The 20630-nt window shown below is 60.9% G+C and carries 11 protein-coding genes and 7 pseudogenes; 10 read left to right on the top strand and 8 right to left on the bottom strand.

Going from position 1 to position 20630, the window contains the following annotated elements:
* Positions 1–30 precede the first annotated feature (30 nt).
* The 3 genes from FVF58_RS54515 to FVF58_RS37155 all read right to left on the bottom strand — a co-directional run bounded on the left by FVF58_RS54515 (position 31) and on the right by FVF58_RS37155 (position 2387).
* A complete protein-coding gene (locus FVF58_RS54515) occupies positions 31–189 on the bottom strand; it encodes an adenylyl-sulfate kinase (protein ID WP_342802428.1) in 159 nt (52 codons plus the stop codon).
* Position 190: 1 nt separating this feature from the next.
* Complete coding sequence (locus FVF58_RS54315) at positions 191–478, bottom strand: adenylyl-sulfate kinase (RefSeq protein ID WP_281291331.1); 288 nt, start codon at positions 476–478, stop codon at positions 191–193.
* An 895-nt stretch (positions 479–1373) separates the two neighbouring features.
* Positions 1374–2387, bottom strand: coding sequence for an IS110 family RNA-guided transposase (locus FVF58_RS37155; RefSeq protein ID WP_149674737.1), 1014 nt, complete (start codon positions 2385–2387; stop codon positions 1374–1376).
* Between the two features lie 199 nt (positions 2388–2586).
* On the opposite strand from FVF58_RS37155, the gene FVF58_RS37150 reads away from it, so the two are divergent.
* Complete coding sequence (locus FVF58_RS37150; protein ID WP_149674684.1) at positions 2587–3756, top strand: glycosyltransferase family 61 protein; 1170 nt, start codon at positions 2587–2589, stop codon at positions 3754–3756.
* Positions 3757–4162: 406 nt separating this feature from the next.
* A complete protein-coding gene (locus FVF58_RS37145) occupies positions 4163–4753 on the top strand; it encodes a class I SAM-dependent methyltransferase (RefSeq protein WP_188131049.1) in 591 nt (196 codons plus the stop codon).
* 41 nt (positions 4754–4794) lie between these two features.
* Here the strand turns inward: FVF58_RS37145 and FVF58_RS53325 are convergent.
* Positions 4795–4972 (bottom strand): annotated as a pseudogene (locus tag FVF58_RS53325) (IS3 family transposase); the annotation flags it as partial.
* 910 nt (positions 4973–5882) lie between these two features.
* Between FVF58_RS53325 and FVF58_RS37135 the strand changes: the two are divergent.
* Positions 5883–6620, top strand: a pseudogene (locus FVF58_RS37135) (IS91 family transposase); the annotation flags it as partial.
* 749 nt (positions 6621–7369) lie between these two features.
* On the opposite strand, the pseudogene FVF58_RS37130 reads toward FVF58_RS37135, so the two are convergent.
* Positions 7370–8520: pseudogene (locus FVF58_RS37130) on the bottom strand (IS110 family RNA-guided transposase).
* Between the two features lie 273 nt (positions 8521–8793).
* Here FVF58_RS37130 and FVF58_RS37125 point away from each other — a divergent pair.
* Together FVF58_RS37125 and FVF58_RS54930 are read left to right on the top strand one after the other, a co-directional pair.
* Complete coding sequence (locus tag FVF58_RS37125; protein WP_149674735.1) at positions 8794–9642, top strand: glycosyltransferase family 2 protein; 849 nt, start codon at positions 8794–8796, stop codon at positions 9640–9642.
* Positions 9639–10228, top strand: a pseudogene (locus tag FVF58_RS54930) (NAD-dependent epimerase/dehydratase family protein); the annotation flags it as partial. The gene FVF58_RS37125 and the pseudogene FVF58_RS54930, both read left to right, overlap by 4 nt.
* A 202-nt stretch (positions 10229–10430) precedes the next feature.
* On the opposite strand, the pseudogene FVF58_RS53320 reads toward FVF58_RS54930, so the two are convergent.
* A pseudogene (locus FVF58_RS53320) lies at positions 10431–10717 on the bottom strand (UDP-glucose 4-epimerase); the annotation flags it as partial.
* A gap of 1062 nt (positions 10718–11779) precedes the next feature.
* Here FVF58_RS53320 and FVF58_RS37105 point away from each other — a divergent pair.
* Genes FVF58_RS37105 through FVF58_RS37095 form a run of 3 tightly spaced genes read left to right on the top strand, consistent with a single transcriptional unit; the run spans position 11780 to position 15715 of the window.
* On the top strand, positions 11780–12739 hold the full coding sequence (locus FVF58_RS37105; RefSeq protein ID WP_149674682.1) for a UDP-glucose 4-epimerase family protein: 960 nt from the start codon (positions 11780–11782) through the stop codon (positions 12737–12739).
* A gap of 49 nt (positions 12740–12788) precedes the next feature.
* Complete coding sequence (locus FVF58_RS37100; protein ID WP_149674681.1) at positions 12789–13823, top strand: MraY family glycosyltransferase; 1035 nt, start codon at positions 12789–12791, stop codon at positions 13821–13823.
* 11 nt (positions 13824–13834) lie between these two features.
* Positions 13835–15715, top strand: coding sequence for a polysaccharide biosynthesis protein (locus tag FVF58_RS37095; RefSeq protein ID WP_149674680.1), 1881 nt, complete (start codon positions 13835–13837; stop codon positions 15713–15715).
* Positions 15716–15902: 187 nt separating this feature from the next.
* Here the strand turns inward: FVF58_RS37095 and FVF58_RS37090 are convergent.
* Positions 15903–16145 (bottom strand): annotated as a pseudogene (locus FVF58_RS37090) (transposase); the annotation flags it as partial.
* Between the two features lie 84 nt (positions 16146–16229).
* Here FVF58_RS37090 and FVF58_RS37085 point away from each other — a divergent pair.
* Positions 16230–16848, top strand: a pseudogene (locus FVF58_RS37085) (transposase); the annotation flags it as partial.
* Between the two features lie 78 nt (positions 16849–16926).
* Positions 16927–18081, top strand: coding sequence for an IS110 family RNA-guided transposase (locus FVF58_RS37080; RefSeq protein ID WP_149674679.1), 1155 nt, complete (start codon positions 16927–16929; stop codon positions 18079–18081).
* 832 nt (positions 18082–18913) lie between these two features.
* Here the strand turns inward: FVF58_RS37080 and FVF58_RS37075 are convergent.
* A complete protein-coding gene (locus tag FVF58_RS37075) occupies positions 18914–19996 on the bottom strand; it encodes an IS110 family RNA-guided transposase (RefSeq protein WP_149674678.1) in 1083 nt (360 codons plus the stop codon).
* Positions 19997–20630 lie beyond the last annotated feature (634 nt).

The following is a 20630-nucleotide window of genomic DNA, read 5'->3' as shown; positions in this document are numbered from 1 at the left end:
AGGTCTTGAGTTTTTAACAAAAGTTCGGGGTCACTCGGAATTTCGTAAGGTGCAGTTACGCCAGTAAAGCCCGGAATTTCGTCGCGGAATGCACGCGTACAAGCCTTTGGGGTCTCGGTGCGCGCAGAGTTCAAGCGGCGTTTCGACGAACACCTCGACGAACCCTTTACCGATAATTTGGCGAGCCATTTCACGATGTTCCTGCTGCGGCGAGATCGTGGCAACAATGACCAGAAACTCCTCCTAGGCGAACAACTTGGCGATGTGAGCAATGCGACGCAAATTCTCTGTACGGTCCCTCAAAGCGTACCCCTAGATCCGCGTTCAGACCCTTGCGCAACTCGTCCCCATCCAGGACAACGGCACGTACGCTCCGTTCCAGCGCACTGTCGAGCAGCGCCTTGGCTATGGTGGATTTGCCAGATCCGGAGAGCCCGGTAAGCCAGATAACGTTGCCGGCATAATAAGACGGCTTCATCGATATTGTTCCAGAAACTCATTTTATGTGACCGGCCCTGCTCACATGAGCGAACCACGAGAGACCAAGGCTAACGCGATTGTAACCGGCCTGGATTGGTGTTGGAAATATTTCGCCTGAGCAATAATAAAAAGCGAATTGTTCGAATATTTTAGCGAATTATTGCGTGAGTCAACGGGTTCGGCGAACTTATCTTGCACCCTTGTATCCGATGTTGACTGACGATTTATATTGGGTACTACTGCGCGGCGTTCCTCATAGTCGTATTTTCTCGATCGACTTATGAGTGGCCGAGCGCCGTCGCTCAGGCCAGCTATCTGGGCCTGCTGGTCGATGAGAGCGAACCGGCTTTCGGGCGGCGGGTCGCGCGGCATATTCACCAGTACCCTAGTAGAGGCGTGCCGCCCGAAGTAGGTCGTGCGCCGCGATTGCTGCTCCGCCTTCCGGGGAAGACTACAACTGTACGTCAGGATCGTGACGTACTGGGCGGCGACACCCATTAGCGGGCCGGTGTCAAGCGAACAAGCAAATCCATGACCGCAAAAGCGGCTGGCTTTCAAATTACTAGCCCGATTGCAGTGACTGATCGCGCCCGTTTCTTCGATTCATGGCTGCGACGGATCGCGCCAGACACCCATCAGGCTCAAGCGAATGGCGGTGAAGCTGCCTTTCGCCCTGGTGGCTCTGCCACCCCAGAAGAACGTTGGTACCGCAATGCGTCCATAGGGTTGCGCAATTTTGTGGCTGCCAATACGTCGGCGCCAGTCGATCGGGGGTTCGCATTGCGGGCGGTCCGTTTTTGCTGCACATCGGGACGGCGGCACGGCATCCATTCAATTACCAGGGCTGGTAGCACCATTCGCCGCCATGGGTTTGCCGGTCGCCGTCGTAAGCCTCATGAGAAGCAGCGCGTCACGTCAAAGGGTTTGTGCTCCTTCAGGATGTGGAAACACGCGCGCGCGAGTTTATGAGCGAGAGCCTTGGTAGCAACGATGCTGTTGGTTCGGACTTTCTTGCGCTCGTAAAACTGCTTCGCTTCAGCGCAGTAGCGCAGTGCAAGATTGGCAGCTTCAATGAAGGCCCAGGCGAGATACTTGTTGCCGTTACGGGTGTTGCCTTCACCTTTCTTTTTGCCGTTGCTGGTGTGCTGGCTGTCGACGCAGCGGGCATAGGAGGCGAAGTTGGCAGCACGGGCAAACCGCTCGATCGGCCCGGTCTCCAGCAGGATTGTGGTCGCCAGGGTCTGGCCGATACCAGGCACGGTGTTGAGAAGTGCATATTCGGCTCGCGGTTTGACGATTTGCTGGAGACGCTTTTCCAGTACGTCGATCTGCGTGGACAATGTCGTGATGACCGCTACGTTAGCCTGGATCGCGAGAGCTACGTCGGCGGGCAGCGGCATCTGCCCGATGGCGTCGGTGGTAAGGCGCCGGATCTGGTTGCAGCTCAGACGTGTGCCCTGCTGGCGGCCCGTGATGTTCTCCACGGCCAGGATGTGGCTGGTGCGGCTACGGACGAGCTGCATGCGTTTCCTGGCCAGATCGCGCATTGCGCGCTGTTCGGGCGGCAGGATGGTGCCGGTCGGCAGGATTCCCAGCCGCAACAGTTGAGCCAGATAGCGCGCGTCGGTTTCGTCGCCGCTATGCTTGAGTCCGTCATATTTCTTGATGGCCGTGGTATTCGCGAGATGCACGGTGAATCCGGCCGCCTGCAGACCATCGACCAGCCAGTACCAGTTGTAGGTCGACTCGACCACGACGCCCGCGAGTTCGACTCGCCATGGCGAAAGAAACGCGAGAATCTTCGGCAGGTCGTTGGGCAGGCGCTTTTCGGCGACGACCCGGTCTGCTTCGTCTGTGACGCTCACCACGCTGTTGTTCGAATGCAGGTCAATTCCGCTATATTTCATCTCAGCCTCCTTCCTTCCGGTTAAAGCGCTTCGCAAGCTCACTTTAGCCCTGTCGCCTCCACGGCGACGGAGGGAGGCCCGCTAGATGATTCTCAATTATCTTGGCCGGCGGCCAACATAGTTGTCGGTGACCGGCCGTGCCGCTTGACGCTGTCTAACGTACACTTATCCATCGTTCAAACGTTCCGAGTGAATAGAAATGATTGAAAGTGTCAGTGCAGCGGATCGTGCGCGCCAAGGCCTGGTGATGGCAGATGAGCGCGAAGTGTTCGAAAAATTTTTAGACATAGACGCACTACTTGATGGCAACGGAAGTCGCGGTCAAACCTTGTTAATCCCAGGGGGGATGAAACGAGCAAGTGAAATTTCCGCCGACTATCGATCCGATGCAGCGGGCCCCGCAATACCGGACTGGTGGAAGAGGGACCCTGAAATTTACTCATCAGACGTGTCCCTGTTTCGTGTCCAAAATGCCTATTACTTTCCTGAGTTCGGCGCGATAGTTACAAGTGATGGTCAAGTCATGCGTTCGACTTTCGCCGAGGCTAATTTCGTTCTTGCTGACCCGACAAAGCTCCCCGTCATAAGGGGCGATGTCGAGACGATTGATCGGGCAATAATTACTTTTCCGTGGGGCGCAAATTCGAACTATGGTCACTTTGCGTTGGATTGCCTGCCCTCTGTCGCTTTGACGCGCCAGATCAGTGCTTTGGCCGGCTACCAGTACCTGTTCCCGGTCCTCAAGCCCTGGCACCGCCGGCACCTGCATCTTACGGGGCTCCGCAATATTAGCGAACTGACAAGAGAGGTTTACTTCATAAAGGACGCGATATTCACGAGCTGCATGGATCATTTCATGCATGCCCCCAACAGTAACTTGAGGCTACTCCGTGATATTGAGATTCTTAATGCTCGAAAACGAGAAGTGGGGACTTCAACTCCGACGTCTCGCATATACATTTCCCGCAAGGGAGATCAAAAGCGCATATTCGAGGGCGAACAGTTGTTGGAGGATGAACTAAAATCGATGTCATTTGAAGTCATTGACCCTGCGCAATATTCAGTCGATGATCAGATAGCAATGTTCAGGGAGGCAGACGCTGTCGTCGGATGCACTGGAGCAGCCTTTACTAATGTGCTCTACTGCCATCCCTCTGCCAGGATCGTTGAAATTCAGCCCACTCACTTGCAAGGAATATGGGTACGCAATATATGCGCGATTGTCGGCTTACAATGGACGCCGTTTTTCTGCCATAGTTTGCCCCCGGAGAGTCCGCCCGTCATTGGGGGGAAAGAGCGTCCGGAACTTGGAATGTCCTTTCATCTAGACATCGATGACCTTGTTCGCTTTGTCAACGGAGTGCTATAGGCGGAGTCTATTTTGAGATACCGGTGCCGACGTTTGTACCTGGAACCACAATTAGTATGACTCTCTGCCTACCCTCTCGATAGCAGGCATTACCCGCGATCTGGAAAAGCGCCGGCGCGGTCATGATGCGTTGCAGGTTCTGGTAGACTGCTCGACGTTGCCTTGCGGCTGTGCGACTGGGCATCTGGCACCGTAGTCCCCGTTTCCCCTATTGGAGATGGGGCTTTTCCTTAATGCGGGCTTGCGTGAATTCGCGGGGAGGAACGTGGCGGCTACTACGAAAGACGAACCAATCGAACCTGCCGAACAATTTAGAAATAGCGGTTACTGCCATTGCTGCAGGTCGGACACGGAATTCGTTGCATACTCTGCATGGCTGCGCGACTCGTATGTATGCGGGAAATGCATGTCATTGCCACGACAACGCCACCTACAATCCATCCTTGATATTTTTTTTCGCGGATGGGAGGGCAAGACCGTCCACGAATCGTCCCCATCCAATCAGATCCTGTCTCGCTACTGCGAGAACTACTCGTCATCGCAATTCCTTCCGGGTGTCGCGCTCGGGACGGTCGTCGATGGCGTTCGCTGCGAAAGCATCGAAGATCTCACGTTCGAAGACGAATCAATCGACATATTCGTGACGCAGGACGTGCTCGAGCATGTGTTTCATCCCGGCCGCGCGGTACGAGAAATAATGCGAGTGCTTAAGCCGGGAGGCGCGCATATATTCACCGCCCCGAAACATAAAGGTATGCTTAAATCTGTCAGACGAGCGCACCTGAGAGAAGACGGGACGGTCGAATACATCTTGAAGCCGGAGTACCACGGAAATCCTGTAGGCGATGGCCGCGCCCTCGTGACCTTCGACTATGGCTACGACTTCGAAGATCTTTTAAGCGAATGGTCACAAAGACCGGTTCAAGTATTCCACACGAAAGATCACAGCAAGGGGATCGACGCAGAGTTCAATGAGGTTTTCGTTATTAGGAAATGAGCAGCGACTGAGATCGGTCGAAAACCGTAGGTGCCAGCCGGTTAAGCAGCGAGCTGATTTGGATTGTATGGCGGCGTAAATGCCACAGGCGACAGATAACCGAGGGTGGACCTGCGTACGTTGCCGGTTGTAGAGCAACTCGATATATTCACTGACTGCGCACTTTGCCTGCTCGCGCGTCTTGAATCGTCGAAGATAGACCAGTTCACTTTTCGGTGTTTCTCAGAACAATTCAATAGGTACGTCTGGGGTGTCCATTTAACCGGAGTTGAACTTAGGGATAATCCTCTCGTCCCCATGTCGCCAAGCATCCTGGATGCCCACAGAACGGGCAGACGAAGCCGCAGCTCACGTAGCCCAGGGATGCTGTTCTACCGGGTCCTAGAGCTTGCTGTTGCCCCGGGGCCCGGTTCAATGCGAAGACCTTGTTGTGAACCAGAGCCCAACCGCTGTTCCTCCAAAGCCGCCGAGGCAACGCGGACGTCCGCCCAGCTTGGAGCGAACTTCGCCGAGCGTTCCGTGGAGGCAGATCGCTAACTCCGGTTAAATGGACACCCCAGAGGTACGTTATCGAAGCAGTTGCCCGATGACTCATTGAATTCTGTTTACGAAAATGGCCCACAAGCGCCTGATACGCGTGAGCACACTGCCAAAGCCGGGGAGCAAAGCCCGCGTAGTTGATGTCGTGTGCAACGCCGATCCTGCTGTGGTGGAGTGGCGACGGTATGTGCCTGCTGACGAACTATCTGGCTTCATACTACAACTCCTTCAGTTGGATGTGAGGGTTTTGATTCTTGCGCCGCTTGCATCGCTGCTACGCGGTCAGTAAGCCGGTCCCATCGACTGCTATGCTTCTCCGGCGGCCCGAATCGGGCACTTCGTAGAGGTACGCGTAGTCGTTGTAGGCGTGTCTGGTGACGAGACCGTACTCGACCCACCTGATGAGTGTCGTAACGTGGATGCCGAGGCGTGCAGCAGCCTCCGGTTTCGTCAACATTCCACGATCCCACGGTCTGTCGCGACGGGAACGGAGTCCGTTCCGCTGAGCGAGATATGAGACGCGCAGCGCGGTAAATCGGATGTCGACCTTGCCCGGCCGGACGCAACCGCCAGGACGGATGCCTTGAGGGGGCAGAATCTGGTCCACCATCCGCATCTGCACTGCGTCATCCCCGGCGGCGGCCTGGCTGCCGACGGCGCGCGCTGGGTGGCTTGCCGACCCGAATTCTTCCTGCCGGTGCGGGTTCTCTCACGCCTGTTCCGTCGGCTGTTTCTCGAGCGGTTGCAGCAGGCCTTCGATATAGGGGCGCTCCGCTTCTTCTCGTCACTGGCTCACCTGTCTGAGCCGGGCCAATTTGCCCGCTATCTGTCCGGTCTGCGTCGAACCGAGTGGGTCGTCTATGCCAAGGAGCCATTCGGTGGCCCCCAACAAGTGCTCGACTATCTCGGCCGCTACACACACCGCGTCGCGATCTCCAACAACCGCCTCATCAGTCAGACCGATCAGCACGTCACGTTTCGCTGGAAGGACTATCGCCATCCGGGCAGGCCACGCGTGATGTGTCTCGACGCCCACGAGTTCCTGCGCCGCTTCCTGCTGCACGTGTTGCCGCACGGACTGCAACGGATCCGCCACTACGGACTGCTCAGCAACCGGCTGCGCGAATCCGGCCTCGTCGCATGTCGCCGACTGCTTGGTGCCCCGTCCAACGAAACCCCTGAGACATCCAGGCCTGACTACCGCGACCGCTATGCACACCTGACGGGCGGGTCACTGCGCGATAGTCCCGTCTGCAAACACGGTCACATGGTCTGCGTCGAATACCTCTTGCCTTGCGCGCCGCGGGCACCACCATCCCAGCAATGAGGCACGAACGCATGTACTCCTCGGCACCGAACCAAGCACATTCTGCGCGTCCGCGAGGCACGTATGTCCAATGCGCTCTGGGCGGGGCTTGCCCACGCGATCGAAGCCGGTTGCTCTTCGTCATGGCCGGGCGCGGCTGCCATACCGTGGACCCAGATCTTTTCCAGCCGTCGCTTTCCTTCCCGCATCCCGCGGTCACAACCGCCACGGCACCGATTCAATTCCCATAGCCACCGGCAGCGGAGCGGCTTAGCTCAAAGAATTTTTATCAGGGCAGAAACGGCTCGTTCGTCACGCCCTTGTCCCGCTCATTGCCCCGTTTCCGCCCTGCTAAAAATCCTTCTATGGGGCATTAGAAGTCAAGTCCCTGTCGCATGTTTAAGTTTCAGTACAACAAAGTGTATCTCCTTGATCTGCCTATTTTGCCAGACCAGCGGCCGCGGTCGCGTGCTACCACCCGACGCAGGCTGGCCGTGGACAAACCTTGGCTGTGCCGCAATGACCTGCTCTCGCACGGCTCGCATGTCAACGTTATTCAGGTCAGAGTGTTTGATGGGACCGGCAATGGAGCCTGGTCAACCTTCTATCCGTTCCGGCCCAACCAGACCGGTTACCTTATGCCGCATGCGCAAAGCGCTGGAGCCACTCTGTTACCGACGCGCCCCATCTCTGAGAACGGCTACCTGCATGGGTAGCCCGAATTTTTACCGGGCGCGCTGACCTTTACAGCCGTCGTGCTTCAATTGTTGTCAGATCCTCGCCATGTTGATGTCTCGTGATTTGAGTATCGCACCGGCAGGAACCTCGCCGTGTTCGAGATGGCGCCACAGCGCGATCGCGAGACGCCGCGCGAGCGCTACGATACCGATGCGCCGCAGTCGCTTGCCGGCGCCCCCGAAGCGCTGGGTGAACCAGTGGCTAAGCTGGCTGTCAGACTGGAAGCGCAGCCAGCTCCATGCGAGCTCGACCATAGCCATCGCACTCGTTTGTTGCCGCATTTGCTGATGCCCTGTTCGACTTCGCTGTCACCGCTTGCATACGGCGTGGGCGTCAGGCCCAGGCAGCCGGCGACTTCACGGCGGTTGCGGAAATGCCGCCAGCCAAACAGTTCCCTGACCAGAGTCCACGCGCTGCCTGCTCCGATGCCCGCAAGCTGTGCCAGCAGCGCCATGCCGGCGTGTGAGCCACTTTGCACCTGCTGGTCCTGCTGTGCTTCAAGCAGACGGATCTGTTGGCGCGCCAGCGCGAGCCGCTCACACTCTCGGTCAATTTCGGCGCGAAGGCCCGGCAGCAACAGCTCGCGCTGCCCGGCCCACCAGTGAGCCCAGGTCCGGCCCCCGACATACTTAACCCGAAGGGTGTGTAGCACGAGCAGGGAGCGGATTCGGTTGGTGTGCGCGGTGCGCTCCTGCCGCAGGCGTTCGAGCTCGCGGTGCAGGCGCCTGTCGTCTTCCTGCTCGGGCGTGGGTACGCGCGCCACCGCCCACAGCCGTCGTTCGCCCGCGTGATAGCGCATGAGCATCGACAGCAACTTGTCGCTGTCAAGCCGGTCCGTCTTCGCGCGACGGGCGCGCCGGTTCACCTCAATACTGGCGGAGTCCACCACGAGATTGGCAATGCCCTGTTCAGTCAGCCAGCGGTGCAGCCAGAAGCCGTCGCGGCCAGCCTCGTAACAACTGTAGACGGGTGCGTCGACGCTGAGGTGGCAGCGCGCCCTGGCGTTTGCTATGGCGGTGAGGACCGCCTTGATGTCACCTGTCGCAACGGTACACCGGCTCGGCGCACGCTGGCCATCACCCAGCGAAAGCTTCCAACTCTTCTCGCTCAGTTCAAACGCCACATACAGCCGACCACATACCGTCGTATCCTGCCCTTGGAGAGTTCCGTTTGGCGCGTCCATTTTGCGTGCTCCTTTGGAAGAAAGCGGGGTTGCAAATCCCGTCTTACTCCACGGGACCTACTCTCGCCGCCCTCCCATAGCATCTCTCTGGATTATCGAGGCAGCGCCTCACCGTGACTTGAACGGATGCTCGTTGGCCGTTTTTGCTGGTGAGGCGTCGATGTTGCCAGCAGATGTTCCCAAATGACTTCCTACTTTCAGTTCATTTCGGCGAAAATGTCGGTCCCGTCGTCCGTCAGCGGCCGCCGCAAGTCTCGATTTCCCGATACAAGGATGCAGTTGAACTTCCATCCCGATAACGCAAGCTCGGCTGAATTGATAAGCGTGTCCGTCGTCGTTTATCGGCCGGACCGTCAACTTCTCGAACGTACGCTCAGTACACTCGATGTCGCCCTGGATCGCTTGCGAATCACAGATCACGTGGTGTCCGCGCCGCTATATCTTGTCAACAACGGCAGGAATGAACGGATGGACTGGTCCGAGCTCGTTGGTGAAGCCCGGTTGATGACGACTGTCATCGAAGGCCAGGGCAATGTCGGCTACGGCCGTGGCCACAATCTCGCCATCGAGCACACATCGAGCCGTTACCACCTGATCTTAAACCCCGACATCGAACTTGGCGGCGACGCACTTAGCCACGCGCTCACATTCATGGAAGCTCATCCGGAGGTCGGTCTCCTTTCGCCACTGATCCTGGAAGAAGATGGCGACCAACAATTCCTCTGCCGCCGCTACCCCACCGTCTTCGACCTCTTCGCCCGCGGCTTCCTTCCTTCGCGTCTGCGCGCCCCATTCAAGAGCCGTCTTGCCCGTTACGAAATGCGCGACGTGATCGACGACAAGAACGTGGTCTGGGACCCGCCGATCGTCAGCGGCTGCTTCATGCTGTTTCGCACCGAGGTACTAAAAAAGCTCGGTGGCTTCGACCCGCGCTATTTCCTCTACTTCGAGGACTACGACTTGAGCTTGCGCACGCACAAGATCGCCCGTGTCGCGTACGTTCCCTCGGTGCGCGTCCTGCATCACGGCGGCGGCGCCGCGCGCAAGGGTTCGACGCACATCCGGCTCTTCGTGACGTCGGCGGTCAAGTTCTTCAACCGCTTCGGCTGGAAGTGGATATGACGGAGCGCGTCGCCGTGACCGGGGCGAATGGTTCGTCGGCCGGGCGCCGAGCCGGCTGTTGTTGGCGCAAGGCACGCAGGTGACGGGTGTCGTCCGGCCGGACGCAAGGTGCGAGCCGGGCGTGCATGCCACCTGCATCGACTCACTCGACTCCATCACGCCCGAAACCTTCGCGGGCAGCAGGGACCCGCTCGCGGCTTTTCGCGCCACGAACGTGGACGGCGCGCTGGCCTCCGCCGACGCCGCCCGGAAAGCAGGCGCCACGCGCTTCGTCTTCGTGAGCGGCATTAAGGCGCTTGCGAACTGGACGCGGGCCGCCCGCTGAGGGAAACCGACGCCCGCAATCCGCCGGACCCGTACGCCGTCTCGAAGGCCGAAGCGGAAGTCAGGTTCCTGGAATTCGGCGCCCGTACGGGCCTCGAGATCGTGATCATGCGCCCACCCGCCGCTCGTCTACGGGCCGGAGGTGCGCGCGAACTTCCTGAGCCTGATGAACGCGATCGCGAAAGGTATTCCGCTGCCGATCGGCTCGGTCACGGCGCGAAGAAGTCTGTGTTACGTTGACAATCTCGCCTCCACGGCGATCAGCTTCGATTGCGACGGACTGGTCGGGGACAGCAGAAGCGACTGATCGGCTGGCGAGCTCGTCGGCAGGTCATAATATCTGGGACTTACTGCGCGACACGCCACGCTTGACGAATCGCAATCCCCAATCGACGGCGGCGGAGTCCGTGCCCGGCGATTCCCTGATTGCGCCGTGGACGATCAACCTTCAGTCTTGATGCAAATCACTTGAACCCCTGCGGATTCCCCGACTGCCACCGCCAATGATCCGCGCACATTCGCTCAAAATGATACTGCGCGCGCCATCCAATGGTCCTCTCAGCCGCCGCCGGATCCGCAAAACACGACGCCACGTCACCCGGCCGCCGCGCCACAATCTCATAAGGCGCCGGCCGGCGGCCTTCTCGAACGCCTTGACCACATCGATCACGCTGTAGCCCTGCCCCGGTGCCGAGGTTCACCACGAAACTAGCATCGCGCCTAAGAGCGCATCGAGCGCGGTCAGGTATCCGCCGTCGACCGGCGAGCTCTTCGGCAAGCCGTACACGTCTCGCCGATCGGACAGAGGTGCTTCGTTTCCTCCGTGACCCGGAGACTAGACGAAACCACCAGCGGCGAGCCAAGTTGTTTAACAAAGTTACGGAGACGGACCGAGCTGCCGACACACGAAAAGAAATGAACCACGTCGTGTTCGAGGAAGCGCGGCTTCGACGGATCGAACAACGAGACATCCACGCCATGCGAGGGCATTGTACTTGTGATACGCAAGCAGCTGATTTTTCTGCATCCGGGGTGTGGAAAGCCATGGGGTAAGTGGCGAACAGCACTTTCATAGGTGGGACTCTATTTGCCCGAAAGTCTTCTTTTCGTCAGAGCAGTGCGCCGCGTGTCGATGACGCCGATGGTATCGGACACTGCGAGGCTAAACGGTGTGAAACGACAATCCGCGAGACACGCGGGCGCATTTGGACCACCATGTGCGGGAATCTCTTCGCAGGAGCGTGCCGCGCGACGTCGCGGCAATCAGGCGCTGGCTCGCCGGGGCGCGCACCGCTCCGCGCACTCTGCTCGCGCCGCTCATGTCGCTCTGGGGCGAGCCTGATTGTGCTGTCGTCGAGCACGTCGGATCGAAACCACGAATTCCACATCCCCGAATATGTTTGAGATGTTACGAAGTGGGTGGACTGCGCGTGCGGAGCAGCCCTTCCGATTTATCATCGCGGCCGGGACTTCAATCCGTTAGCTGCCGACACATTTTAGCGCCTAACCATCGTGAGGAGCCGGCCGCAGCGGAAGTCGCCCGCATACAATACGTTCCCAGTCAGACTTCCGAAGAAGCGTCGCCGATGCCAGATTGTATTGCGTCTCATCAGCCTTTCCTGCCATATCGGGCTAGGGCACGCGCTGCCAGCGCGCGCTTGTGTTGCCGGGCGGCTGCGCCTGAGGTGTGTCTCGCGCGGGCGATGTCCGGCAACGGCGATAAGATGCGTGCACGGGTTGCATGCGGCACAACGGTCCGTGCCTTTACGGACGCACCGATGAACCGCACGAGCAGGTCAGCCGGAGCTTGCCGATGACACATTCTGTGTTGCTCACGGGCGCCAACGGCTTCGTCGGCAAAGCGGTGTCGCGAGCGCTGCTACAGCGCGGAGACCGGGTGGTCGGCGTGGTGCGCCATGCGCAGACGGTCGCCGACGGCGTGCGCGAATGGCTGCTCGACGCGGACGACTTCCAGGGTATCGAGCAACGCTGGCCCGTGGCGCTGCGTTGCGACGCGGTTATCCATCTCGCATCGCGCGTCCACATGATGCACGAGACGGCGACCGATCTGCTCGCCGAGTATCGCGCGACCAACGTCGAAGGCACGTTGCGGGTCGCCGCCGCCGCCCGTCGCGCGGGCGCGCGTCGCTTCGTGTTCGCGAGCAGCATCAAGGCGGTGGCGCAAAGCAGTGTGGGCCCGCCCATCAAGGAGACGGACGAGCCCGCGCCGTCCGATGCCTATGGCATCTCCAAGCTCGAAGCCGAGCGCGCATTGCTCGACTACGGCCGCGAGTCGGGACTCGAGATCGTGATCGTCCGGCCGCCGCTCGTCTACGGTCCGGGCGTGCGCGCGAACTTCCTGCAACTGATGAACGCGATCGCTAAGGGCGTGCCGCTGCCGCTCGGCGCGATTGCGGCGCGCCGCAGCCTCGTGTTCGTCGACAACCTCGCGGACGCGCTCGTGCATTGCGCCACCGACCCGCGCGCGGCCGGCCAGACGTTCCACGTCACCGACGGCCGCGATCTGAGCGTGTCGGAACTCGCGCGGGCGCTGGCAGTGCAGCTGCACGCGCCGCAGCGTCTCATGCCGGTTCCGGTCGGCGTGCTGCGCCTTGCCGGACGCTTGACCGGCAAAACGGCGCAGGTCGACCGGCTGGTCGGCGAGTTGCGTCTGGACAGTTCGCACATCTGCGAATGTCTTGGCTGGTACCCGCCGCATACCGTCGAGCATGGCTTGCTGGAGACGGCCGCCTGGTATCGCGCCACGCATTGAAAACACCAGGCGCGCTACGCGCCCCGAACCCATATTGAACTTGCCGCCGATGTCGATCGCTTCACTGTCCGCCTATCCGCTTCTCCATCTGCTCCTGTGGGGTGTCGCTGCGTTGGCCGCGTGCGCGGCGATTCTGTGGGCGCTGCTCGGAAGCGGCCTTGCATGGCGTCTTGCCACCGATATCCCCAACGACCGCTCGCTGCACACCCGGCCGACACCGCGCGTCGGCGGCTGGGGCATCGTGCCGGTGGTCGTCGTGCTGATCTGGCTGATCGCGCCGTCGCTCTGGCTGCCCGCGCTCGCGGCGGCGCTGCTCGCCGCGCTCTCGCAAATCGACGACCGCCGCGGCCTGCCGGCGCGCGTGCGCTTTGGCGGCCACGCGGCGGCGGTGGGGGCGCTGGTCGCCGTGTATCCGGCCGAGGTGCCTTGGTGGGCGCTGGCGGCGATGGCGGTTCTGCTCGTCTGGCTGGTCAATTTGTACAATTTCATGGACGGCTCGGACGGTCTCGCCGGCGGCATGGCGCTGTTCGGCTTCGGCGGCTATGCGATCGCCGCGTCGCTGCCGGCGGGCGATGCGGCCCACGCGGACCCCGCGCTCGCGCTGGCCGCGGTCGTCGTGGCGGGGACGGCGGCAGGCTTCCTGTTGTTCAACTTCCACCCCGCGCGGATTTTTCTCGGCGACGCCGGTTCGATCCCGCTCGGCTTCCTCGCGGGCGCGCTCGGCTATTGGGGCTGGCGCGAAGGCGTGTGGCCGGTGTGGTTTCCGGCGCTGTGCTTCGCGCCGTTTATCGGCGACGCCTCGGTGACGCTGCTCAAACGCCTGCTGCGCGGCGAAAAATTTTGGCAAGCGCACCGCGAACACTACTATCAGAGGATGGTGCAGTCGGGCGTGGGACACGCGTCGACGGCATGGGTTTGGTATTTGTTCATGGTGGCGGGCATAATGCTTGCTATATTGGCACTACAGTTCGCCGTCCTGATTCAATGGCTAGTTGTGGTCGTTTGGTCTGCCGTACTGGCGGTCGCCGGGCTGTGCATAGATCGCCGCTGGCGACGCCATGCGTCCCGTTCCGGGCAATCCTGAGGTTCTGCGCAATGAAAAGATTCAAAGCCCGATGGCTTTCGTTCAGTGCGTTTGCGTTCGATCTGTGCGCGGTGGCTCTGGCCTGGATGCTGGCATACGTGATCCGATTCAACGGTCCGGTGCCTGCTGTGTTCTGGGCGAGCGGCCTGCATGCACTCGTGTGGGTGCTGCTGGTCTACGCCGTGATGTTTCGCAGCTACGGGCTCTATCGCGGCATGTGGGTATTTGCGAGCTTGCCCGACCTCCTGCGCATCGCGAAGGCGATCGGCGTCGGCGCGCTGGTCATCGTGATCGGCTCCGCGCTGTTGCAACCGGCGCCAGTGGTGCCGCGCTCCGTGCTGATCGTTTCGCCGATGCTGCTGTTCCTCGCGATGGGCGGCTCGCGCGCGCTCTATCGCGCGGCCAAGGAGTTCTATCGCTACGGCGGTCTGGTCGGGCAGGGTAAGCCGGTGCTGGTCCTCGGCGCGGGCAATGCCGGCGCGAACCTCGTGCGCGAGCTGAAGCGCTCGGGCGAATGGCGCCTCGCGGGCCTGCTCGACGACGATCCGGTCAAACAGGGCCGCGAAATCTACGGCTACCGGGTGCTCGGCACGATCAGCGATCTGCAAAAAATCTCCGCCGAACTGAAAGTCGAGCACGTGATCATCGCCGTGCCGTCGGCGTCGGTGGAAGCGCACCGGCGCATCGCCACGCTGTGCGTGCGTGCGGGCGTGCGGGCGATGACGCTGCCTGCGCTCACGCCGTTGACCCAGGGCCAGGCGTTCCTGTCGCGAGTGCGTCAGATCGATCTCGAAGACCTGCTGGGCCGCGACCCAGTGATGATCGACACGGATCACGTCGAAGCGTTGTTGAAGAATCGCGTCGTGATGGTGACGGGTGCGGGCGGCTCGATCGGCTCGGAGCTGTGCAGACAGATCCTGCGCTTCGGCCCGGTGCAACTGGTCGCGTTCGATATCTCTGAGTTCTCCATCTATCGGCTGAACGAAGAGCTGCGCGACAAGTATCCGGAAGTGTCGGTGGTGCCGATCATCGGCGACGTGAAGGATTCGCTGCTGCTCGATCAGGCGATGGTGCGCTACTGTCCGCACATCGTGTTTCATGCAGCCGCCTACAAGCACGTGCCGCTGATGGAAGAAATCAACACTTGGCAGGCCGTGCGCAACAACGTGCTTGGCACGTATCGCGTGGGGCGCGCGGCGATCCGGCACGACGTCGCTCGTTTCGTGCTGATCTCCACCGACAAGGCCGTCAACCCGACCAACGTGATGGGCGCGAGCAAGCGTCTCGCGGAGATGGCCTGCTCGGCATTGCAGGCGCAGGGCGCGCGGCGCACGCAGTTCGAAACGGTGCGCTTCGGCAATGTGCTGGGCAGCGCCGGCAGCGTGATTCCGAAGTTCCAGGAGCAGATTGCGCGCGGCGGTCCCGTCACGGTCACGCACCCGGAGATCACGCGTTTTTTCATGACGATTCCGGAAGCGTCGCAACTGGTGTTGCAGGCGTCGAGCATGGGGCACGGCGGCGAGATCTTCATTCTCGACATGGGCAAGCCGGTGCGCATCGCCGATCTCGCGCATGACCTGATCCGGCTGTATGGCTTTACCGAGGAGCAGATTCGCGTGGTGTTCACCGGTCTGCGTCCCGGCGAGAAGCTCTATGAAGAATTGCTGGCGGACGATGAAACGACTACCCGCACTCCGCATCCGAAGTTGCGCATCGCGCGTGCACGTGAAGTGCCGGACAGCCTGATCGACAATCTGCTGCCGTGGCTGATGCAGCATCGCGTGCCATCCGACGACGAAGTGCGCCGCGACCTGCGCCGCTGGGTGCCCGAATATCAGCCGACCACCGCCGCGGCGCTGCGCAGCGTGAGCCCGGCGACGCGGGCGTCGTAGCGCGGAAGGCGATGGGCGCTGGCTGAACTTCACCCCAAAAGTTGGACACCGATCCAACCTTTGGGACTTGTTTCATGACCAAGTGCAGTGAGCAGTTAAAGCTCAAGATAATAAAGCTCTACCTGGTTGAAGCGTTGAAGCCTTCTGATCAAAAGAATAGGTGTCCGTTTTCCCGGGTCAACTGCACCCTGATTTGTTTGAGTGCGTCGCTCAGCGCCGACGCCGGCACGACTCCCTCGCCGGCACTGACGGCCGACAGGCTGCCGTCCTGATACAGCTTGCGCCAGTGAAACAGCTGATTCGGATTCACGCCGTGCTGGCGTGCAACCATCGAGACCGACTTGCCCGGCTCGAAACTCTCGCTCACCATCGCCAGCTTCTCTTCCGCTGACCATCGCCGCCGGCGCTCCGGCCCCGTCAATACTTCCATCACTTCTTGCTTGTTGTTGGTCAAAAACACAGTCGTATGATCCGCTATTTTAGGTGGGAGACTGTGTCCGGTGATTCAAGGGGCCGCTCCATGAGGAAAGCACTGCGCACGCCGCGTTCACGCGTTGGACGGGTGATGCGCGATGTGGAGCGACAGGTCGCACAGGTAGCAGACTCAGGCCGCGCTGCCCTCCTGGAGCTGATTGGCCGCACGAAGCGCATCCTGGCGCAGAAGCCGACGGACAAGAACGAGCTCTACGCGCTACACGCGCCGGAAGTCGAGTGTCTGGCCAAAGGCAAGGCGCGCAAGCCATACGAACTCGGTGTGAAAGTGTCGATTCACAACGACTCACAAGGAAGGACTGGTAGTTGGCATGCGCTCGATGACGGGCAATCCGTATGACGGTCATACGCTGGCTGAAGCGCTGGAACAGGCGGCAATCCTGTGTGACGCCACGCCGGAAGTCGCCATCGTCGACCGTGGATACAAGGATGTCGCCGTCGACGGCGTGAAGATCTACCACCTGGGCTTGCGGCGGGGCATCACACGCGGACTACGCGCAATGATCAGGCGGCGCAGCGCAATCGAGCCAGCCATCGGTCACATGAAGACAGACGGGAAACTCGACAGGAACTGGCTCAAAGGTGCGCTGGGCGACGCGATGCACGCGGTGCTGTGCGGCGCCGGCCACAACCTCCTATAAGATCCTATGCGCAGGACATCTGCCGACGGACTGCTCGATAAAATTAGTCGGTCGAACCCTTGCTACAAGGAGAGGATCATGCGCACTGATCAGACGTTCACGCCGGGTGGTGAAGAACCGGTGCTCGCGGTGTCACTCGAGCTTGCCGCGGCGAAGTGGAAGGTCGCGCTGCACGACGGCCGGCGCGAGAAGCCGGCCGTGCACACGGTTGCGCAGCCCCAGGCCGCGGCGCGCCTGCAGGCGGTGCTGGACCTGATCGAGGCGCACAGGGGAAAGTGGTTGCTACCGGCGGGCGTACGCATCGTCGTGAGCTACGAAGCCGGCCAGGACGCGTTCTGGATCTGTCGCGCGCTGCAGGCGCGCGGCATTAAGTGCTACGTCGTCGACCCCGCGAGCATTCCGGTCGAGCGCCACAGGCGGCGCGCGAAGACTGATCGGCTCGATGTCATCAGCCTGGTGATCAACCTGCGCGCCTGGCTGCGTGGCGAGCAAGACCGCATGCACGTGGTTCACGTGCCGTCACCGCAGGACGAGGCGTCGCGCCAGCTGATGCGCGATCGCGGGGAACTGCAGAAGGAAGTGCTGCAGCACCGCGACCGGATGCGTAAGCTGCTGGCCACGCTCGGCTGCTGGGATGAGGTCGACCACAAGGCCTTCGCCGGCCGGCTCGCCCGTGACGAGGTGCGGTGCCACGACGGCACGCCGCTGCCACCCGAGCTGCGGGAGCGGCTGCTGCGCGAGTGCGAACGGCTGGCGCTCGCGGAGCAGCAACTCGCGGCACTCGAGAAGACGCGCCAGGCGAGCCTGCCGGCACCCGCGCGCAAGCGAAGCGATGACCTGGCGCGCCTGAAGGGGATTGGCGAAGTGGGCGCGTCGCGCCTCGCGCTGGAGCTGTTCTGGAGGGAGTTCAGCAACCGGCGCCAGGTGGGTGCCTGCGTCGGGCTGGTGCCGCAGCCGTACGACAGCGGCCAGAGCCAGGTCGACCAGGGGATCAGTAAGCAGGGCAACGGACGGGTGCGCGCGTTGCTGATCGAGATGGCGTGGTGCTGGCTGCGCCACCAGCCCGGCAGTGCGCTCACGCAGTGGTTCAACCAGCGCACGCAGAGCACGGGACCGAACCGCCGGGCGCGGCGTATCGCGATCGTCGCAGTCGCGCGGCGCCTCGCGATCGCGCTGTGGCGCTATCTGAAGGACGGCGTAATCCCCGAAGGGGCGCAACTGAAGTCGGCTTGAGTCGGCAAGGGGTTATTGCAATCAACGTAATCACGCAAGGCGTCAGACCCGACGTACGGACTCGTTTGAAGTGAACATGCCCGTAGACTACCTAGGTTACTCACGTAACCGATTTTATAGATGGGGCATGCCTCCTGGAAAAATTCCAGCGCGACGCGCATACAGGATGCGGCTGGCGCCAGGCGCCAGCGGATAGAAGGTGGGTAAGACGTTGGTCTTACGCGCGCGATGATCGGCTTCAGACTAGGGACGTAGACTGGATCGCAGCAATGGATGACGGGCGGTGGAAATCCGCCGGAATACGCGGCCCAAATGCACTTGTATGCTGGCGAGCCGCAATCAACGCAAGGAGGAACCAATTATAAGGAGTCCGAGTTATCCACGGCCGGTCGTCGTGGTCGTGACAGGGCGACCCGCCGACCGGCCGTGGATAACTCCTGGACATCAGTTCATGGCGTCCCACAAAACGGCTATCGCTCCCAGTTCGCGAAAGGTCTTGACAACTTCCTGCTCATAGAAGGACTTTCCCTTTTTGCAAGCTGGGGTTGATTTATCCATTCATCCATTCGATTCCCATGTCATCGGGGGACACATTCGGCATTCAGCGGCGAGACAGACTGCACACCTATAAGCGGCCTTATTGAGCACTATCGTTGCGGGTGCCCGGGCCTGGATAGTAACCGCGCAGCAGGACTCCATCCGGATGACGGCGAATACATGCGATGTAGCGCCTGCAGGTTGTTCGAGTTCGCCCGCTGCCGGTCTGACCGGTCGCTATCCTTGCCTTTGCGTCCTGTATTACGAAGTCACGCTTTTAGGTGACGCAGCGAATTTACCTGTTCGTGCTGTTGTCCTGCCGTGGCCGGCCCAGTGTTGAGGGAGTGGAGACATAGGAGGGATCGAAGCGCTCGCCCTTGACCAGAATCGCACACAGGATGCGCGCGTGCTTGTTGGCGACGGCCACCAGCGTTCGATACCAACCCACGCGTGCCTGGAGTTGAACGATCCAGCGCGAGAGTCGGTCGGTTCGTCGATGGACGCTCGTTACGGCCGAGCGCGCACCCTGGAACAGCAGCGTGCGCAGATACGTGTTGCCCTGTTTGGTGATGCGTCCCAGCCGGGTCTTGCCGCCGCTGCTTGCCTGTTTGGGCACCGTGCCGAGCCAGGCGGCAAATTGGCGGCCGTTTTTGAACAGGCGAGCGTCGCCGACGGTGGCCACCGTGGCAGACGCGGTGAGCGGCCCGATGCCGATGACCGCCATCACGCGCTGCGCGTTGCTGTCGTGCTTCACATGCGCGGCGACTTGCGCGTCGCACCAGGCGATTTGCTGGTCGAGGGCCTGCAGGTGCTCCCAGCCTCGCGCCAACGCAGTGCGCGCGACACCGTTCAGTTCAGTGGCCCCGTCCTCCAGTGCCTCGACGAAGTGGGCACGAAATGCGTCGATGCCTTGCGGCAGGAACACGCCGAACTCGACCAGCTCACCGCGAAGCCGGTTGACGAGCGCGGTACGCTCCTCAACGAAACCGTCCCGCATGCGGTGCAGCAACAGCACGTTTTGCTGGTCCGTCGTTTTGACGGCCACGAAGCGCATATGCGGTCGGCCTGCGGCCTCGCAGATGGCCTCGGCATCAAGCCTGTCGTTCTTCACGTGCTTGCCGCCTTTGCGATACGACGCGGCGAACTGCGGCGCAATCAGCCGGACTTCATGGCCGAGCGCGCGCAGCTTGCGCCCCCAGTAGTGGGCTGCGCTGCACGCTTCCATCGCGACCAGGCACGGCTCGAGGTTCGCAAACCATTCGAGAAACTTCTGCCGCGAGATTGCCTTCGTGACCACCACGCGTTCCATGCTGGCCACGCCGTGTACCTGGATGATGTTCTTGGCCAGATCCACGCCGATACGAGTAATCTTGTCCATGACTTTCCCCTTCTCAGATGGGTTGCCCAGCACCAACCATCCTCGCATCTCGCTATGCCACGAGATCGGGAAAGTCCTTCTATGTGCATCAAATTGTCAAGGAATTGTTTTGAGGACGTGTGTGGCTGGCGTTGGCAAGACTGCCCCGGGGCCTGCATACGCTAGAGTCGCAGCTGGCTGAGGGGCAGGCACAGCCTGTGAGAAGCAAGAAGTCACGCCGTCGTGAACTGCTGTGCAGGAGTTATCCACGGCCGGCCGGCGGGTCGCATCTAGACCACGACGCCGGCCGGCGGTGGATAACTCCGGATCATCATGAGGCAGGTCCCTCCTGGTAACTGTTACTATGGTCCAAGTCTGTTTCGTGTCTGAAGCCGATCATCGCGCGCGTAAGACTCCAACGTCTTACTCACCTTCTATCCGCTGGCGTGGTAGCCAGCCTTATTCTGCATGCGCATTGCGCCGGAGTTGTGTCCGGGAACACGCCCCATCTTAAAATCGGTTGCACAAGCAACCAGGACTTTCCACGGGCGTGTCCACTCCAAACCGTTTGTGCTTGCGTAGTTGCCTGACTGACCGTTCCTCCTTCCTGCCAAACCTTTAGGGGCTTACGCCGGCTTCAGCTGTGCACCTTCGG

Source organism: Paraburkholderia panacisoli, assembly GCF_008369935.1.
GTDB classification, from domain to species: Bacteria; Pseudomonadota; Gammaproteobacteria; order Burkholderiales; family Burkholderiaceae; genus Paraburkholderia; species Paraburkholderia panacisoli.
This window is presented reverse-complemented; position numbering and strand designations above follow the sequence as displayed.

Bases quoted from the DNA above. Each gene is read 5' to 3' on its own strand.
- FVF58_RS54515 (WP_342802428.1), bottom strand. From the start codon at position 189: ATGGCTCGCCAAATTATCGGTAAAGGGTTCGTCGAGGTGTTCGTCGAA.
- FVF58_RS54315 (WP_281291331.1), bottom strand. From the start codon at position 478: ATGAAGCCGTCTTATTATGCCGGCAACGTTATCTGGCTTACCGGGCTC.
- FVF58_RS37155 (WP_149674737.1), bottom strand. From the start codon at position 2,387: ATGAAATATAGCGGAATTGACCTGCATTCGAACAACAGCGTGGTGAGC.
- FVF58_RS37150 (WP_149674684.1), top strand. From the start codon at position 2,587: ATGATTGAAAGTGTCAGTGCAGCGGATCGTGCGCGCCAAGGCCTGGTG.
- FVF58_RS37145 (WP_188131049.1), top strand. From the start codon at position 4,163: ATGTCATTGCCACGACAACGCCACCTACAATCCATCCTTGATATTTTT.
- FVF58_RS37125 (WP_149674735.1), top strand. From the start codon at position 8,794: ATGCAGTTGAACTTCCATCCCGATAACGCAAGCTCGGCTGAATTGATA.
- FVF58_RS37105 (WP_149674682.1), top strand. From the start codon at position 11,780: ATGACACATTCTGTGTTGCTCACGGGCGCCAACGGCTTCGTCGGCAAA.
- FVF58_RS37100 (WP_149674681.1), top strand. From the start codon at position 12,789: ATGTCGATCGCTTCACTGTCCGCCTATCCGCTTCTCCATCTGCTCCTG.
- FVF58_RS37095 (WP_149674680.1), top strand. From the start codon at position 13,835: ATGAAAAGATTCAAAGCCCGATGGCTTTCGTTCAGTGCGTTTGCGTTC.
- FVF58_RS37080 (WP_149674679.1), top strand. From the start codon at position 16,927: ATGCGCACTGATCAGACGTTCACGCCGGGTGGTGAAGAACCGGTGCTC.
- FVF58_RS37075 (WP_149674678.1), bottom strand. From the start codon at position 19,996: ATGGACAAGATTACTCGTATCGGCGTGGATCTGGCCAAGAACATCATC.